The sequence below is a fragment of the Nocardia sp. NPDC005978 genome (assembly GCF_040614455.1).
GTDB lineage: Bacteria > Actinomycetota > Actinomycetes > Mycobacteriales > Mycobacteriaceae > Nocardia.
In genome coordinates, this window is sequence record NZ_JBEXUS010000002.1 from 1 (window position 1) to 16,717 (window position 16,717).

Here is a 16,717-nt window from a genome sequence, read left to right on the forward strand (position 1 = left end):
CGGTCGCATAAAAAACCACCACGGGGGGCCGAAGGGGCGCCGGGGAGTTTTGCTCAGGTCGCCGCAAATTCCGCGCCCCGCGCCGGCAATTGCCGGCCGGTCGCGCGAATTCCTGTTTCCAGCAGCGCTGCGATCACACTCCGGTGGCGGGACCCGAGGTCTTGTTCTTCTTCCGTTCGGCGAGTTGGTACTTCACCACCGCTACCAAGGCCTTCGGATTCCGGGCGAACGCGCCCGCCGCCTGAAGTCCCAGCCGGGCCTTCTGGCCGAATGTCAGTTCCTGCGCTGATGCCATTGTTCGTACTCCTTCGAATGCTCGTTCACCTCGGACCATAGCGGAGCTGCAGCGCGGGGTGTGCGCGCGGTATACCGTCCGGGCCCATGCGAATCGGCTATCGGGATTCGTGTGGAACTTTCAAGCCGAGCAACTCGAGTGCGTTGTCGCGCATAATCTTTCGCGTCGCTCAACTCGCCCCCAGCCGGCCGCATCGAACATCGAACCGTTCGCGCACGGTCTCCAACGTCCTGCGGTGGTGGTCGCGATCCCGGCGATGCGTCCACAGGAACCGGGCGCCGCTCCGCACGCGGCGCGGAATCGGGTACCAGCGACTGACGTCGGCGCCACAGTCCAGGAACGTCTTGATCGGAACGTTGTCGGCGAGAACGCTGAAGTTGTGCTGGTTGAGCGCGATCAACGCGTAGGGCAGTACCCTGCTCGCTTTGCGCCGGAGTTCTTCGACGTCGATTTCGTACAGCGGCGCATCCCGCAGGCGATCGCGAAACATCAAATGCGTCATGAAATACGACTGCACCGTGACCGGTTGCAGGGTCGCCGAACGCTGCTGAATCGACAGCACCGACCCGCTCTCGGACGTGTACGGCTCATACGGATGCTCGCGCGCCAGCAGATACCCGGTGCAGTTGACCACCCAGCTCCCGGGCGGAATCGTTCTCGTCGTTCCGTCTCGGAACACCAATTCCGTTGCGCTGCCCCGATCGACCGCATCGACCAGACGCTCCAGCACGATCGAGGTCAGTCCCGCGGAAATCGTCGCGGCTTCCGCGTCGGAGAGGTAGCCGAACAGGAAGTTACCCGGGTCGGGGGTCAGGCGCGTGCAGTAGCCGTCCCGGAACAGGGCGTCCATGTCCTTCTCGTTGACCCCGTCGAACCGTGTGGCCAATCGCGAGAACATGCTGATCGGCTCGTAGCCGGACCACCATTTCCGCATTCCTTCGGGGAACATCTCGTCACGTCGCATGAAGTACGTCCCGGAACCCGTGACGAGGTTGATCTCGCGATCGGGGTACTCCGAGACGAGCACCTGGACGGTATCCATGGCGGTCTTGCCGCCACCGACGACCCAGACGGGCGTGGAACTGTTCTTCAGCTCGCCCTGTCGCAGGTCGTGGTAATCGGGTGAGATGGAATTGATCCGTGTGCTCGACAGCGGCAACGGGTCGTTCGGAACGATCTGGCAGCCATAGGCTTTGATCAATCTCTTGGCCTCGATGACGCGGGTCGTCCCATCCGCCGACCGAGTGACCACTCGAACGATCCCCGACTCTTCGGTGCAGCTTTCGAATTCGACGCCGAAACGCGTCACGAGCCGAACACGCCGGCTCAGCGTGTCCAGACAGTGGGCGAGGTGGTCCTGCACTTCCGCTCGGTTCGCGAGGTATGCGGGATCCGCGTCGAGCTGCCACCGGAGATTGCCGGCGGTGAAGAACCGGTACGGTTGGTGCAGGCGCACATACGGATACGTATCGACCCACATTCCACCGGGTCGAGGTCGCCGGTCGAGAAGAACGACCTTCTGCTGCCGGCCGAGGTACTCGGTGGCGACCGCTAGAGCATTGATCCCGGCCATTCCGGCGCCCACGATGCACACCTCACACCGCTCGACTTCGACCGCCGACGGATTCATTTCGGCCACATCCCTCTCCCGATGACAACGTCCTGGCCAGTGCGCCGGTTCATGATCACCGCGCGGTCCTGTGCGGTCAATCGTCGACGTGCACAGCGGTAAGCCCGTGCAGCACAACACTTCCCACCCGAAATACGTCAACGTAATCTCGCCGAGTCAACGCAGCAGGTACGACAGTCGGCAGCGAGGAAATCTTGGTCAAGTTGAATGCGGCGGTCCTCGAAGGCGTCGCCGAGACAGCGCTGTTCACGCTCTGGTTCCGCGGAAGTGAAGCGTCGCGTCCGGACGCGATCATCACCGATCCGCACGCGGTTCGATTACTGGAGGACCTCGACTACCCGTTCCGCCGGAAATTCGGTGACCCGAATCAGATCTACGCGATTCGTGCGCTGACCTTCGACGGTGTGGTGCGCGAATTCCTCGACGAGCACCCGAACGGCACGGTGGTCGCCCTCGCCGAGGGATTGCAGACCAGCTACTGGCGACTCGGCTCGGCCGATTGCCGCTGGCTCAGTGTGGATCTGCCCGAGATCGTTTCGATCCGCAGCCGACTTCTTCCGGCCGAGCCGAACATCGTGTCGGTCGGTGCTTCGGCCCTCGATCTCGGCTGGGCAGAGCACATACCACCGGACGAGCCGGTTCTCATCACCGCGGAGGGGCTGCTGTACTACCTCGACGAGCAGGCCGCGCTCGGTTTGATCGAGGACTGCGCGCGCCGTTTCCCCGGCGGGCGAATCGTCTTCGACAGTGTTCCACCCTGGTGGGCCGGACGGCGCAACAAGGCATTCGGCGTGGGCTCGGCGGTGACGGGATCCTCGGTCGGCACCGAAGGCTACGTGTTCCCGCCGATGCCGTTCGGAATGACGCCGGCCAGGATCAGGCGGTTTCCCCGGCAGCTGGCCGGTGTCGCGTCGACTCGGCACATCCGGCCCCCCGCCGGACGTGGATTGCAGGGCCGCATCATCCAGGCCGCCTACCATAATCCGGCCCTGCCGGACGCCCTGCGCTTCGCTGTCACCGAAGTGCGATTCCGCGGCAGGACCCGGGGAGACTGAACGATGCAGAGGTGTTCCAATGTCGAGGCGTTGCCGATCCTGGCGGATCTGGGGCATCACTCGTCGGCATTTCTCGCGCTGAACGCGGACAACGAATTCTTCACCGTCGCAGGCGTGCACGGCGTGATCGCCTATCGCCCGCAGGGACGCTGCTGGATTCAGTTCACCGGCGCCTTCGGCGCGGACGAGAACGCACGCCGTGAGCTCGACGCCGCGTTCCACGCGGCGGCGGCCGGGCAGGGCAAACGCGTGATCGCCGTGCAGTTGTCCAGGCCCGACGCCGAGCGCGCCGCCGAGGCCGGGTGGGTGGTCAATCAGCTCGGCTCGTCCTACAGCATCGACCTTTCCGCGTTCACGCTGCGCGGGCAGAAGTTCGTCAAGACGCGGAACATGATCTCGCGGTCCAAGCGGGAAGGCGTGGTGGTCAGCGAGGTCTCGGCGAACAGCGCGGCGGACACCGACCGCATGACGCAGCTGGATGCCATCGATTCGGCCTGGCTGCGCGGCAAGGGCCGCCACGTGAAGGAACTTCGGTTCATGATCGGGGAGCGCGGCGGCGCACTGCAGCGTGAGCGCAGGCTCTTCGTGGCCGAGGTCGCGGGGCGTGTGGTCGCCTACGTGTCGTTCGCTCCGGTCTACGGCGCCCAGCACGGATGGCTGTACGACCTGACGCGTCGCGTGCCCAGCGCACCGCCCGGCGTCGTCGAGCATATTTTCGCGGTTGCCGCGGAATCGTTGCGCGCCGACGACGCCGGCTGGATTCATCTGGGCTTCACGCCCTTCGTCGGCATCGAGCCCGAGCATGAAATCCCCGGGGCCGCCAGCCGTATGCTGACGCTGGCCGCTGCTCAGGTCCGCAAACACGGCCGGGCGCTGTATCCCGCGGAAACTCAGCTGGCCTTCAAATCCAAATGGCGTCCGCACCAGGTGACCCCCGAGTACCTCGCGTTTCCGGGCGGGATCCGGCCCAGCGATGTATGGCACCTGGCGCGTGTGACGAACGCACTGTGACGGTTCGGAGTAGCGTCTCAGGGTCGCCGGACAGTCGCTGTCAGTAGTCTTTTCCCGCGTCGAACATGGCGTGCAGCCGTGCCTCGTCCGTGCTGACTCCGGGCTCGGCGATGACGATATCCACCTGCCGGATCGTTCCGGTGAAGGCGAACGGCATGGGGTACTGCGGGCTCACGGGCGAACCGGTGTCGCGGCCGATGTTGAAGGTATCGATCCCGAATCGTCCGGGCACGGTGCGCTCGATCCGGTCGCGAGCACCGACTCGGTCATTGACGAACAGTGTTGCCTCGCCGCCTTTGCCCAAGCCGCCCCCGTCATAGACGAACTCGAGGCGAACGATCGAGGGGCCGTCCGGCAAGGGCAGATCGGATTCGATGATCGTGCGCTCGGACCCGAAGTAGTTGTAGTGGTAGACAGGTCGGCCGTCGTGCACGTACAGCACATACCCCGCAGAGGATCCACGCGCGGCGACCAGAATGCCGTCGCCCGTTCCGTCGAGTGTCACCTCGATTGCGTGAGAACGGTTTTTGGTATTGGGTGCGGCGGTCTCGGGCAACCGCAACGTACCCGGGTAGTAGGTGAACCGCGTGCGGTTCGGGTCTGCTCCCCCCGGGGCTGGCTTGGGGACGCTGAGCCGCGCCGAGCCACGATCATCGAGCGGGTAGACGCCGTAGGCGACGCACTCGCGGTCGAAGATCTCTTTCAGTTCCGCGAGTTTGGCGGGGTGCTGGTCGGCAAGGTCGAGGCTCTCGCTGAAATCCTCGTCGAGGTTGTAGAGCTCCCAACGGTCGGCGTCCCAGTTCCCGGGTGCGATGTCCATTCGCCACGGGCGGGTGTGCTGGGCGCATGCGATCCAGCCGTCGTCATAGATCGCACGGTTGCCCAGGACCTCGAAGTACTGTCGCGATCGCGTCGGGCGTGCGTCCGCCGAGTCGAAGGTCGAGGCGATCGATACCCCGTCCATCGGCTTCTGGTCGATGCCGTCGACCGTGTCCGGCGCGGGGATTCCGGCGATGTCGAGGATGGTCGGGACGATGTCGATCAAATGGGTGAACTGGGACCGGATGCCGCCGGCCTCGGTGATGCGGGAGGGCCATGTGACGATCATGGGGTTGCGGGTGCCGCCGAGGTGGCTGGCGACCTGTTTGACCCATTGGAAGGGGGCATTGCCTGCCCACGCCCAGCCCATCGGGTAATGAGACTCGCTGTTCGGAGTGCCGATATCGTCGATGCGCGCGAGGATTTCGCTGACGTCGGACTGAATGCCGTTGAGGTTCATGATCTCGTTCACGGTCCCGCGCGGACCGCCTTCGGAGCTGGCGCCGTTGTCTCCGACGATGAAGCAGAGCAGGGTGTTGTCCGCGTCGGGAAGCCCGTTGACGGCGTCGATCAGACGCCCGCACTCCTGATCGACGAAGGCGAGATACCCGGCATAGTTCTCCATGAAGCGGGCGCACACACGTTTCTCGTCCTCCGAGAGCGAATCCCACGGGTCCACCCAGTCCGGCCGCGGGGTGTTGACCGTCCCCGGCGGGATCACTCCGAGCGCGAGTTGACGCTGGAAGGTCTCGTCACGAACGACGTCCCAGCCTTTGTCGAACTGACCGCGGAATCGGTCGCGCCACTCCTGGGTCACCTGGTGAGGAGCGTGCATGGCTCCCGGGGCGAAGTAGAGGAAAGCGGGCTTGTCCGGGTTCACCGATTTGCCGTAGCGCAGCCACTCGATCGCCCGATCGGTGATGTCGGTCATGAAGTGGTAGCCCTCCTCGGGCCCACGATCGGGCTCCACCGCGCGCGTGTTCTCGAACAGCGCCGGGTAGAAGGAGTTCGTCTCGCCCGCGTTGAAACCGAAGAAATAGTCGAAACCCAGTCCGGTGGGCCAGCGATCGAACGGGCCGACCACGCTGGTCAGCCAATCGGGCGTGTTGTGGTTCTTGCCGAACCAGGCGGTGTTGTAGCCGTTCTCCCGAAGCGTCCGTCCGATCGTCGCGGTCGACTTCGGGATCAGGCTGGTGTAGCTCGGAAATCCCGTCGCCCATTCCGCGAGGAAACCCGCGCCGCAGTTGTGGTGGTTGCGCCCGGTCAACAGCGCGGCCCTGGAAGGCCCGCAGATCGCCGTCGTGTGAAAGCGGTTGTATCGCAGACCCGCGCCGGCGAGCTTGTCGAGAGCTGGGGTCGGGACCGGACCACCGAATGTCCCGACCTGCCCGAAGCCGACATCGTCGAGCATCATGATGACCACGTTGGGAGCGCCCGCCGGAGCTGACGGCGGATCCGGCCAATCCGGAACCGAATCCTCGTACGTCGTGCCGATCGTTCCCCGGAACGGCGGATCCGGAATCGGCAGACGCGACCGATCCAGACCCTGCGGGTCATAATTCGAAGAATTCGTCATTCGCAGCTCCTCGACGATTCCATCCGACTCGCTCAACCGAGCCGACAACGCTCGACACACTCGACCAGCGACAACCGCTTCAGCGCACTCTTCTGACCTGCTACCGACAAGGGAATCATGCCTATCGGTCAGGCTGAGCAATAGCCACGCCGGGACCCTGCCGGCGCCACGAGCGCAAGCGCCGCCTCATCCACCAGATCCGGCTTCGACACAGCAGGCTGTGCTCCGGCTTGTCTTCAGGCCGCCCCGTCGTTCGTCCCGACGGGAATCCGTGCGAGAAGTTCGGATACCTCGCGCGCAGCGCGCTGTCCGGATTCGATCGCGCCGTCCATGTAGCCGACCGAGGTCCGGGAGGTCTCCGCGCCCGCCCAGTGCAGCGGTCCGACCGGAGTGCGCAGTGCCGTTCCGAATCGGGTCAGTGTCGACGGTCCGGTGAAGGCGCCGAAGCAACCTCCGGTGTATTGCTCTGCGGCCCAGTCGGTTTCGATGTAGTCGATCGGGTCGCCAGCGGCCGGGCCGAAGTAGGCGACCAGATCGTCCACGTTCTGCCGGTACCGTTCCCGCGTGGACAGTCGTGCGACCTGATCCGCGTGCCGTCCGTCGATGAAACCGAGCAGCACTCCCAGTTCGCTGCCCGGCGGGGTGTTGTCGAACACCGTGCCGACGGCTCGCGTTGTGCTGTTGGCCTGACCACTGAGTCCCGTAGTGCGCCAGAAGGGTTCGCCGTAGACCACGTTGATCTTGATGACGCGCCCCATCGGCATCTGCTCGGTGAGCCGGACACGGTCCCCGGGCAGATCGGGCGTGTACCGAAGTCGCCCGCACAGCACCGGGGGAATCGCCACGATCGCTCGCCGGGCCGTCACTGTCGAGGCATCCGCCAGTTCGACGCGAACCCCCCGCTCGTCCCAGTCGATCCCGCTCACGGGGCTGCTGAGCCGGACTCGATCCCCTAGTCGCTCCGCGAGTTTCAGCGCGATCTGCTGTGATCCACCGACGATCCGGTCCTGCTGAGCGCCGCCTTTGGTGCTGATGAGCTTGTCCGTTCCGCCATTGGCGGCCAGGAACGCCGACACCCAGAGGGCGGAGAGCTCTTCGGGTTCGGCGGCGAAGATCGCCCCGGTGATGTACCGCATGTAGCGTCGCCCGCGCTCGGTGCGCATATGCTTGCCGATCCATTCCGCGAACGTCTGCCGATCGAGCTCGGCGGCCTTGGCCGACAGCGGGATTCCGGGTGCCGGCAGCGGCTGGCCACCGTGGTCCAGTTGCCAGAGTCCGTAGGCGAGATCGGCAAGGAGCACCGGACTCGCTCGCGGAATGCGGCCGCTGTATGTGACCCGCTTACCGTCGAGTTCGACGACGTGACGTCCCGAATCGTAGGTCGGAAACAGTGAAAGCCCGAGCTCGGAGATGAGCGACAGCACATGGGTTTGCCCGGGGCCCACCCACTGGCCACCGAGTTCGATGGGCGCGCCGTCGGGCAGGATCCCGTTGTGCAGGCGACCCCCGACCCGATCTCTGGCTTCCAGGACGGTGACGGTGTGGCCGGCTGCCACGAGTTCTCTGGCTGCCGTCAGCCCGGCGACACCGGCGCCGATGACCACCACGTCGTATTCGGGCGACATATCTCTGCTCTCGGTCACTCAACCGATCCTTTCGGGCAATGGGACGTCCAGCGGACGGTCCGGCTCGGACACGACCGGGTGCGGATCCGCGTCGCCCACCGCGGCGGCGCGGCCCGAATCACCGTGGTAATCCGGATGATTGCGGTCGAAGAACGCCAGCATCACCGAGGTCACTACGAGATACACCGCGAAGAATCCCAGCGGCAGGTAGGTGGAGATGATCCCGTTGTAGGCGAAGGGCCCGGTCTTGAAGAACCCGACCAGTCCGTTGATCACGGTGCCGCCCGCGATGGTTTCGAGGATGCTGAAGTACCCCCACCACCGGGGCAGGGTGGGAGATCCCGGCGGGGCCAGGAAGACGGGCAGCGCCATGAGCAGAATCCAGGCCGCGAAGGGCGGCCAGCCGTAGATGGTGACGAGCCAGGCCAGATCGTTGAAGGCCTGCGTCAGTTCGGGACTCACGCTGCCGGCCCGGAACGCCGCCATCGTCCACATGATGCCCATGAGAACGATGACCATGTAGCAGCCCGTGAACGCGACGAGCTGCCCCATGCTGAAGAACGCGAAGCGCTTCTCCAGCATCCGGGTTCGGGCGGCCACGAGCACGGCCAGGGGGATGAGGAACGAGGTGCCGATCATGTAGGAGAAGACGCCCAGTTGGATGAGTCCGCGGTGGTCGGTGTAGAAGGCCGAAGCCTGCTCTGCCGTCCAGTTGGGGTCGGTGATAGGGGACTTCCATTCCGCGGTGAACAACCGCCCCCAGAAGAGCCCGCTCGTGAACAGGACGTACAAGACGAAAGACGTAAGGGCCAAACGTTTCTGATACTTGAAGCTAATGAGAGTGCTCATCGCGATGAATATGCCTCTTCGCTATTAAGATCCCGCCGCCCGAGAACGCACGGCACACGATGATCTAGACAAAATACGGTACGGAGAGCCCGGCCACGAGCAGCACGGCGTATACGCCGAGCGCGGCGCGCAGCCAAGCTGCCGACCCGCGATTGGTCATGAACTGGAATGCGATGATCCAGAATTTGATGCCGGCGAACAACACAACTACCGCCGGCTCGTAGTTCCAGCCGCGTGTGTAGCTACTCGTCATGACCGACACCACGGTGATCACCATGAGGATCGACCACGCGTACACGGCTACCCGATCCGCCTTCCACGCTTGCACCGGCGCTGCACCGGCATTTCCGCCGTCCACAGATCCTCCTCCTAAACCAGATAGAAAAGCGCGAACAGGAACACCCAGACCGCGTCCACGAAATGCCAGTAACTACCGGACCCTTCGATGAAATTCAGGCGCAGGCGAACCGAGTCGGGCCCGTAGCCGATCACCAGGAACAGGATGGTCGCCGCGATGACATGGCAAAGGTGAAGTGCCGTCAGGACGAAATACATCATGAAGAAGTCGTTGGTGTTCGGAAAGATACCGTCGGACGCCTTCGTGCCGTACTCCACGCATTTCGCGACGAAGAAGGCGACGCCCGTCCAGGATGCGTACCTGAACCAGCGGGTGGCATCGCGAGCCGCGAGTCGCTGCACCGCGTTGATCCCGAGAACGACGAAGAGCGATCCGGTCAGGAGCAGGGCGGTGTAGGCGATGCCCACCGCCGGATTCAGGATTTCCTTCGACTCGCGGAACATGTCCGGATGTTCGATGCGGTAGTAGGTGATGCACCCGAAGTACACCCCGAAAAGAACGAGTTCAGCAAAGATGATCAGCCATAGCCCGGGTTCACCCGGAACCGTCCGCGGTGTGATCGCAGCTCTGGTTCCGGAGACCGGATCTTTCGTCTGGGTTGTCATGGTGACTCTTCTCGTCGCACACGCGGGTCAGTAGTCCAGGAGTTCCGGACGACCTATGTCTGTCAAATACTTTCGGTACTCGGCGTAGATGGGCTCGAACGCCGGGAGCAGACTCAGCAGCTTGATCAATGGACCGGAAACCTTGACTTTGCGCAGCGCGAGCGACTTCTTGATGTTCAGCGTTCCGAGTAGGAGGCGGTGGCCGTCGTCGGCCGACATCGTCAACTGAACGTCGACGTCACCGGCCGCGGCGGTGTCTCCGACCGTGACCTGCAGGGCGTCGTCCATCGTCGGGTCGAGCAGGAAGTACCCGGCCGGGTTGGAGTACACGATGCGAAAACTGCCGATCGGCACCAATTTGTCCTTGAGGCCGGTCTCCATCACCCGTTCCAGGAACGGTGTGGCAGTGCCGTAGAGCTCTTCTGTCGAGCCGAAGATTGCCATGATTCAGGTTCTCTCTCGATGGCGGGATCAATGTCCCATGGCCAGGTCGATCAATTCGTTCGCGTCGAGTTCCTCGATGGATCTGCCGGACTCGCCGCTGGGCGACGCGATTGCCCCGGAACCCGGATGTCCGACGGCGAGTCCGCGGGCGATCTCGGCGATGCCGGAGGCGCGAATGATGTCGATCGGCAACCGGTTCAACAGATTCCGCAGATCCGATTCGGAGAGTTCGGTCGACTGGTTGTCGGTGGCCGGCGGGGTGATCTGGGTGCGGAGGTGAGTTGCGAGTGATCGGGGGGTGGGGTGGTCGAAGACGATCGTCGCGGGAATCTTCAACCCGGTCGCGGTTTGCAGGCGGTTGCGGAACTCGACCGCGCTGAGCGAGTCGAAACCCAGACTCTTGAACGGCTCTTCCGGGGGAATCATGTGCGAGGTGTCATGTCCCAGCACGACCGCCGCTTGATCACGGACGAACTCCAGGGTGATTCGATCCTGTTCGGTGTCGCTGCGCCCCTGCAACAACGCGGAGAGCGTCGATTGTTGAGCGCTGTCCTCGTTGCTGGCCCGGCGGCGGGATCGCGCGATCAGACCGGCGATAGCGGGGACCGCACCCGATTCGGAGAGCGCGGCGGTGTCGATCCGCGCGGGAACCACCAGTGGTTGACCCGATTCGATCGCGGCGTCGAACATCGCCAGACCTTGCTCGGTGGTCATCGGCAGGAAACCGCTGCGCGCCATCCGGGCCGAGTCCTGATCGCCCAGATGCCCGGTGAGACCGGTCTTCTGCTCCCAGAAGCCCCAGGCCAACGACGTACCGGCCGAACCACTGCGCTGACGGTAGTGAGCCAGGGCGTCGAGAAAGGTATTGGCCGCCGCGTAGTTGGCCTGACCCGGGGAGCCGAGAATCCCTGCCGCGGAAGAGAACAGCACGAACAACGCCGGATCACTGGCGGCGGTCAGCTCGTGCAGATGCCATGCGGCATCGGCCTTGGCCGCCAGTACCGGTTCCCACCTGGCGGCGGTCAACGACGCGAACACGCCGTCGCGCAGCACGCCCGCCGTGTGCACCACGCCGGTCAGCGGATGCTGTTGCGGCACTTGCGACAACACCTCGGCCAGTGCGTCTCGATCGGAGACATCGCAGGCCACCACGTCGGCATGCGCGCCCAGGGCGCCGAGCTCATCGACCAGGTCCTGGGCACCCGGCGCCGCGGCCCCGCTGCGGCTGAGCAGCAGCAGCCGCCGGACCCCGTACTTCTGGACCAGGTGCCGGGCGAACACCGCTCCCAGCACCCCGGTACCACCGGTGATCAGCACGGTGCCGTCCGGATCGAGCCGGCGGGGAACCGAGATGACGGTCTTGCCCACGTGCCGGGCCTGGCTGAGGTAGCGATAGGTCTCCGGAAGCCGGCGAACGTCCCACGCGGATGTCCGAACCGGGGCGATGTCCCCGCCGGCGAACATCACCATGAGTTCCCGCAGCATCTCGCCCAGGCGGTCGGGGCCGACCTCGAACAGCACGAAGGGCTGATAGCTCACCCCCGGATGAGCGCGGGCGACCTCGCTCGGATCACGAACATCGGTGCGCCCCAACTCGATGAAGCTCCCACCCCCGGGCATCAGCCGCAGTGATGCGTCGGTGAGCTCCCCGGCCAGCGAATTCACGACGACATCCACGCCGAGACCCCGGGTGATACGGGAGAACCGCTCCTCGAACTCCGCGGACCGCGAGCTCCCGATGTGGTCCGCCGCCACTCCCATCGCCCGCAGCACCGGCCATTTGGCCGGGCTCGCGGTCGCGAACACCTCCAGACCCCACAGGCGGGCCAACGCGATCGCGGCCATGCCGACCCCGCCGGTTCCGGCATGGATCAGCACCCGCTGTCCGCGCTGGACGCGAGCCAGGTCACGCAGCGCGTAGTAGGCGGTCAGGAACACCGCCGGTACACCCGCGGCCGCGGCGAACGACCAGTCCGCCGGAATGGGCACCACCACACGGCAATCCGCGACCGCGACCGAACCCACACCCTCGAACACACCCATGACCCGGTCGCCCACGGCCACGTTCGTGACCCCGGCTCCCAGGGCGACCACGACCCCGGCCCCTTCACCGCCGATGATCGCGTCGGGATCCGGGTACATTCCGAGCGCAACCAGCACGTCCCGGAAATTCACGCCGACCGCGCGCACGGCGATCCGTACCTGCGTGTCCTCGAGTTCGGCGTCGACGGCCACCGGTTCGGCGACAAAATTGTCGGCTGTCAGCGTTCCCGCACCCGCCGTGCGCAATCGCCACTCGCCGGAACCGATCTCGATTCCGGACGGCCCCTCCATGCTCACGAGCCGCGGCACCAGCACCACATCCCTGCGCACCGCCGCCTGCGGCTCCGCACCGGCGAGCACCGCCGCTACCGCCCACTCGATGTTGTCCGGGTCGTCGGTGTCCACGAGCACGACGCGGTCGGGGTATTCGTTCTGCACCGACCGCAACAGGCCCCACACGCCGGCATCGACCAGGCCCGACAGTGGATCGCAGCCGTCGACGGCCACCGCATTCGAGGTCACCACGACGCAGCGGCCACCGGCCTGGTTCTCCTCGGCCAGCCATCCCTGCAATTGCTCCGCCACGCCCCACACACCGGTGCCCGAGCCCCGCAGGACGGTCACGTCCGCACACACCGTCGGATCGATCGCGCCGACGTCCAGGGGTTTCCAGTCGACGGTGTAGAGCGGGTCGCCCGTCCCGGCGCCGTGCAGATCGCTCGGACGCACACCGCGCACGCTCAATACGGCCTCGAGAACCGGCCGCCCCGCACTGTCGTCCACCACGATCTGCACCCGGTGATCAGCGGCCGCGCGCAACCGCGCCCGCACACTGCGCGCACCGACCGCGTGCACCCGCACCCGCTCCCACGCGAACGGCAACAGGATCTGCCCCTCGGGCACCGGGATATCGAGGAAACCGAGCGCCTGCATCACCGCATCGAGCAGCGCCGGATGCACAATGAACTCGTCGGCACTCGCCGACGCCGCCTCCGGCAGCACCACCTCAGCGAAAACCGCACCGGCACTGCGCCATACCGACCGCAGCCCCCGGAACACCGGACCGTACCGATAACCCCGCTCGGCACATACCTCGTAGAAGTCGTCGACCGGAACCCGCTCGGCAGCCGCCGGCGGCCACATCCCCACGCCCGCACCGACCGGACCCGAATCCGGTTCGACCACGCCCACCGCGTGCGAGGTCCACGCGCCCTGCCCATGTTCGAGCCGCGAGAACACCTCCACCCCGCGACTACCGTCCTCCTCGCCCAGGGCTCCGACGACCACCCGGATGTCAACCCCGCCTCGTTCGGGAACCACCAGCGGCGCCTGCAGAATCAACTCGCGCACGACTCCGCACCCGAAGCGGTCACCGGCGAACAACGCCCATTCGGCCAACGCCGCCCCGGGCACGAGGACCACCGAGCCCACCCCGTGGTCCTTCACCCAGCCATGGGTCCCCACACCGACCCGGCCGGTGAACACCACCTCACCCGAGGACGGCGACTCCACCACCGCACCCAGAACCGCGTGGTCACAACCACTTACGCCGAGACCGCGTACGTCACCACCGGATACGGCGTCGAGCCAGTACCGCTTTCGCTCGAACGCGTACGGTGGCACATCCACCAACTCACCCCCGCCGACCACCGCGGACCACCGCACACCGACACCCGACACGAACGCCAGGGCCATGGAGTGGGTGAACCGGTCGAGGGCGCCATCGTCGCGGCGCAACGTCTCGACGACGGCTACCGCAGTGTCATCGACGCCGGCGTCGTCGTAGTTCTCTTCGACCGGCACCGTGAGGATGGGGTGCGGGCTGACTTCGATGAAGGTCCGGCAGCCGTCGTGTATCGCCGCGCGCACGGCCCTGTCGAATCGCACCGGTTCGCGCAGGTTCGAGTACCAGTAGTCACCGTCCAGGGTCGCCGGGTCGATCTTGCCGCCGTGGACCGCGGAGATGAAGTCGGCCGTGGAGCCGTCGATCGGGCTGACATCGCCGAGATCGGAGCGAACGTCGTCTTCGATGTCGTCGATCTGTCGCGAGTGCGAGGCGTAGTCGACCGGCAACCGCTTGATGTCGACGCCCTCGGCGTCCAACTCGGCGACCAGTTCGTCGAGCGCGGAATGCTCGCCGGACACAACGGTTTTCCGCGGACTGTTGACGACGGCGATGTCGAGCCGGCCGTTCCATGTGCCCAGCCGGGGCAGCAATTGTTCGGCCGGCAACTGCACCGAGGCCATGCCGCCGCGCCCGGAAAGCTTTGCCACGCAGCGGCTGCGCAGCACGATGATGCGCGCGGCTTCGGCCAGCGGCAGCGCGCCGGCGACGGCCGCGGCGGTGATCTCCCCCTGGGAGTGACCCATCACCGCGTCGGGATGCACTCCGGCCGCGCGCCAGACCTCGGCCAGCGCGACCGATACGGCGAACAGCATCGGTTGCACGACGTCGACCGCGTCCAGGCTCGGCGCCGTCGGAGCCGTTCGCAGCACGTCATGCGGACTCCAGTCGACGAACTCCGCGAGTGCGCCGGCCGCGGTGTCGAACGCGGCGGCGAAAACCGGGTAGCGCTCGTAGAGCTCGCGACCCATACCGAGCCACTGGGAGCCCTGACCGGGGAAGACGAACGCCGTCTTGCCTTCACCGGCCGCACGCCCGACCACCACGCCGGGTGTCGGTTCACCGGCGATCAACGCCTGCAACCGGGTCCGAAGCTCGGCACGATCGGCGCCGATGACCACCGCGCGATGCTCGAACACCGTGCGCCGTGCCAGCGTCGCCGCCACCGACCGCGCGTCCACGTCCGGATGCCGACCGAGGAACTCTCGCAGGCGAATCGCCTGGGCGGTCAACGCCGTGGCACTGCGCGCCGACAGCACCCACGGCAGCGCCCCACCGTCGACCGGCCGATCCTGTACGGCCGCCGGCTCCGGCGCCTGTTCCAGGATGACGTGCGCGTTGGTGCCGCTGATCCCGAACGACGACAGCGCCGCGCGCCGCGCGCGGCCCACCGCCGGCCAGTCACGACGAGCCGACAGCAACCGCACACCCCCGGCGTCCCAATCGATTTCGGGGCTGGGCTCCTCGGCGTGCAGGGTCGCCGGCAGTACACCGCGGCGCATCGCCTCCACCATCTTGATCACCCCGGCCAGCCCCGCGGCCGCCTGCGTGTGGCCCATGTTCGATTTGACGGACCCCAGCCACAGCGGCCGTTCCGCGTCCCGGCTCTGTCCGTAGGTGGCGAGCAGCGCCTGCGCCTCGATCGAGTCGCCGAGTGGCGTACCGGTGCCGTGTGCCTCCACCACGTCCACGTCGCCACCGGAAATACCGGCGTTGGCCCACGCCTGGCGAATGACCTGCTGCTGGGCCGGACCACTGGGCGCGGTCAGACCGTTGGACGCGCCGTCCTGATTGACCGCCGAACCGCGCACCACCGCCAGCACCCGATGGCCCAGCCGCACCGCGTCCGACAGCCGTTCCACCGCGAGCACCGCGGCTCCCTCGGCCGGGCCGAAACCATCCGCACCGGTACCGAACGCCTTGCACCGGCCGTCGGCGGCCAGTCCGCGCAGCTGCGAAAAGCCCACGTAGACATCGGGGTTGGACATCACGGTCACACCGCCCACCAGGGCGAGCGAGCACTCCCCCAGTCGCAGGCTCTGCAGCGCCAGATGCAACGCGACCAGCGACGACGAGCACGCGGTATCCACCGATACCGCCGGGCCTTCGAATCCCAGCGCGTACGCCACCCGCCCCGAGGCCACGCTCAGGGTCTTCCCGGTCATCAGATGGCCCGAATAGCCTTCTCGGTCCTGGAACACGCGCGGTCCGTAGTCGCCATCGACGATCCCGGTGTACACCCCGGTGGCCGAGCCGCGCAGTGATCGGGGGTCGATCCCGGCGTGCTCGAGCGCTTCCCAGGACACCTCGAGCAGCAACCGCTGCTGCGGATCCATCGCGGCGGCCTCACGCGGACTGATGCCGAAGAACCCGGCGTCGAAATCCGCTGCCCCGCTGATGAAACTGCCCTCGCGCACATAGAACTTGCCGGGCACACCCACTTCGGGATCGAACAAACCCTCCATATCCCAGCCCCGGTCGTCGGGGAAGCCCGACACCACATCCCGGCCCTGGAACACCACGTCCCACAGATCCGCCGGGCTCGTCACCCCGCCCGGAAAACGACAGCCCATGCCCACCACCGCGATCGGCTCGGACAACCCGCCCTCGACCTCGGCCAGCCGCGACCGCAACGACTGCAGCTCCCCCGCAGCCCGTTTCAGATAAACCCGGAGATCATTCTCATTCGACATGACAGCACTTCCTGGATCGAAATCACGTGACTGAACCCAGCGCGCCCGGCGCTGGAAAACGACGATGAATACGTGCCGGCTTCGATCACC

General features: G+C 66.0%; 11 protein-coding genes. 2 read left to right on the forward strand and 9 right to left on the reverse strand.

Annotation, left to right across the window (positions count from 1 at the left end):
- Positions 1-133 precede the first annotated feature (133 nt).
- Both ABZ319_RS01115 and ABZ319_RS01120 read right to left on the reverse strand, forming a co-directional pair.
- Positions 134-295, reverse strand: coding sequence for a hypothetical protein (locus ABZ319_RS01115; RefSeq protein WP_354984242.1), 162 nt, complete (start codon positions 293-295; stop codon positions 134-136).
- A 169-nt stretch (positions 296-464) separates the two neighbouring features.
- Complete coding sequence (locus ABZ319_RS01120) at positions 465-1,925, reverse strand: SidA/IucD/PvdA family monooxygenase (protein ID WP_354984430.1); 1,461 nt, start codon at positions 1,923-1,925, stop codon at positions 465-467.
- Between the two features lie 194 nt (positions 1,926-2,119).
- Here ABZ319_RS01120 and ABZ319_RS01125 point away from each other — a divergent pair, with 194 nt between their 5' ends.
- Positions 2,120-2,980 carry a class I SAM-dependent methyltransferase gene (locus ABZ319_RS01125; protein ID WP_354984243.1) on the forward strand — a complete coding sequence of 287 codons (861 nt, stop codon included), beginning with the start codon at positions 2,120-2,122 and terminating at the stop codon, positions 2,978-2,980.
- A gap of 3 nt (positions 2,981-2,983) precedes the next feature.
- The gene (locus ABZ319_RS01130) at positions 2,984-3,991 is read left to right on the forward strand and encodes a DUF2156 domain-containing protein (protein ID WP_354984244.1); all 1,008 of its coding nucleotides are present in this window, start codon (positions 2,984-2,986) and stop codon (positions 3,989-3,991) included.
- Positions 3,992-4,031: 40 nt separating this feature from the next.
- Here ABZ319_RS01130 and ABZ319_RS01135 read toward each other — a convergent pair whose 3' ends face one another.
- From ABZ319_RS01135 to ABZ319_RS01165, 7 genes are all read right to left on the reverse strand, one after another.
- Positions 4,032-6,386, reverse strand: a complete 2,355-nt coding sequence (locus ABZ319_RS01135) for an arylsulfatase (RefSeq protein WP_354984245.1) — start codon at positions 6,384-6,386, stop codon at positions 4,032-4,034.
- Positions 6,387-6,622: 236 nt separating this feature from the next.
- The gene (locus tag ABZ319_RS01140; RefSeq protein ID WP_354984246.1) at positions 6,623-8,029 is read right to left on the reverse strand and encodes a flavin monoamine oxidase family protein; all 1,407 of its coding nucleotides are present in this window, start codon (positions 8,027-8,029) and stop codon (positions 6,623-6,625) included.
- Positions 8,030-8,860 carry a hypothetical protein gene (locus ABZ319_RS01145; protein ID WP_354984247.1) on the reverse strand — a complete coding sequence of 277 codons (831 nt, stop codon included), beginning with the start codon at positions 8,858-8,860 and terminating at the stop codon, positions 8,030-8,032.
- 64 nt (positions 8,861-8,924) lie between these two features.
- On the reverse strand, positions 8,925-9,218 hold the full coding sequence (locus ABZ319_RS01150; RefSeq protein WP_354984248.1) for a hypothetical protein: 294 nt from the start codon (positions 9,216-9,218) through the stop codon (positions 8,925-8,927).
- A gap of 11 nt (positions 9,219-9,229) precedes the next feature.
- A complete protein-coding gene (locus tag ABZ319_RS01155) occupies positions 9,230-9,823 on the reverse strand; it encodes a cytochrome c oxidase subunit 3 (RefSeq protein WP_354984249.1) in 594 nt (197 codons plus the stop codon).
- Between the two features lie 27 nt (positions 9,824-9,850).
- On the reverse strand, positions 9,851-10,267 hold the full coding sequence (locus tag ABZ319_RS01160; RefSeq protein ID WP_354984250.1) for an SCP2 sterol-binding domain-containing protein: 417 nt from the start codon (positions 10,265-10,267) through the stop codon (positions 9,851-9,853).
- A gap of 27 nt (positions 10,268-10,294) precedes the next feature.
- The gene (locus ABZ319_RS01165) at positions 10,295-16,627 is read right to left on the reverse strand and encodes a type I polyketide synthase (RefSeq protein WP_354984251.1); all 6,333 of its coding nucleotides are present in this window, start codon (positions 16,625-16,627) and stop codon (positions 10,295-10,297) included.
- Positions 16,628-16,717 lie beyond the last annotated feature (90 nt).

Excerpts from the sequence above, each read along its gene's own strand:
- ABZ319_RS01115 (WP_354984242.1), bottom strand. The coding sequence starts at position 295 with ATGGCATCAGCGCAGGAACTGACATTCGGCCAGAAGGCCCGGCTGGGA.
- ABZ319_RS01120 (WP_354984430.1), bottom strand. The coding sequence starts at position 1,925 with ATGAATCCGTCGGCGGTCGAAGTCGAGCGGTGTGAGGTGTGCATCGTG.
- ABZ319_RS01130 (WP_354984244.1), top strand. The coding sequence starts at position 2,984 with ATGCAGAGGTGTTCCAATGTCGAGGCGTTGCCGATCCTGGCGGATCTG.
- ABZ319_RS01135 (WP_354984245.1), bottom strand. The coding sequence starts at position 6,386 with ATGACGAATTCTTCGAATTATGACCCGCAGGGTCTGGATCGGTCGCGT.
- ABZ319_RS01145 (WP_354984247.1), bottom strand. The coding sequence starts at position 8,860 with ATGAGCACTCTCATTAGCTTCAAGTATCAGAAACGTTTGGCCCTTACG.
- ABZ319_RS01155 (WP_354984249.1), bottom strand. The coding sequence starts at position 9,823 with ATGACAACCCAGACGAAAGATCCGGTCTCCGGAACCAGAGCTGCGATC.
- ABZ319_RS01160 (WP_354984250.1), bottom strand. The coding sequence starts at position 10,267 with ATGGCAATCTTCGGCTCGACAGAAGAGCTCTACGGCACTGCCACACCG.
- ABZ319_RS01165 (WP_354984251.1), bottom strand. The coding sequence starts at position 16,627 with ATGTCGAATGAGAATGATCTCCGGGTTTATCTGAAACGGGCTGCGGGG.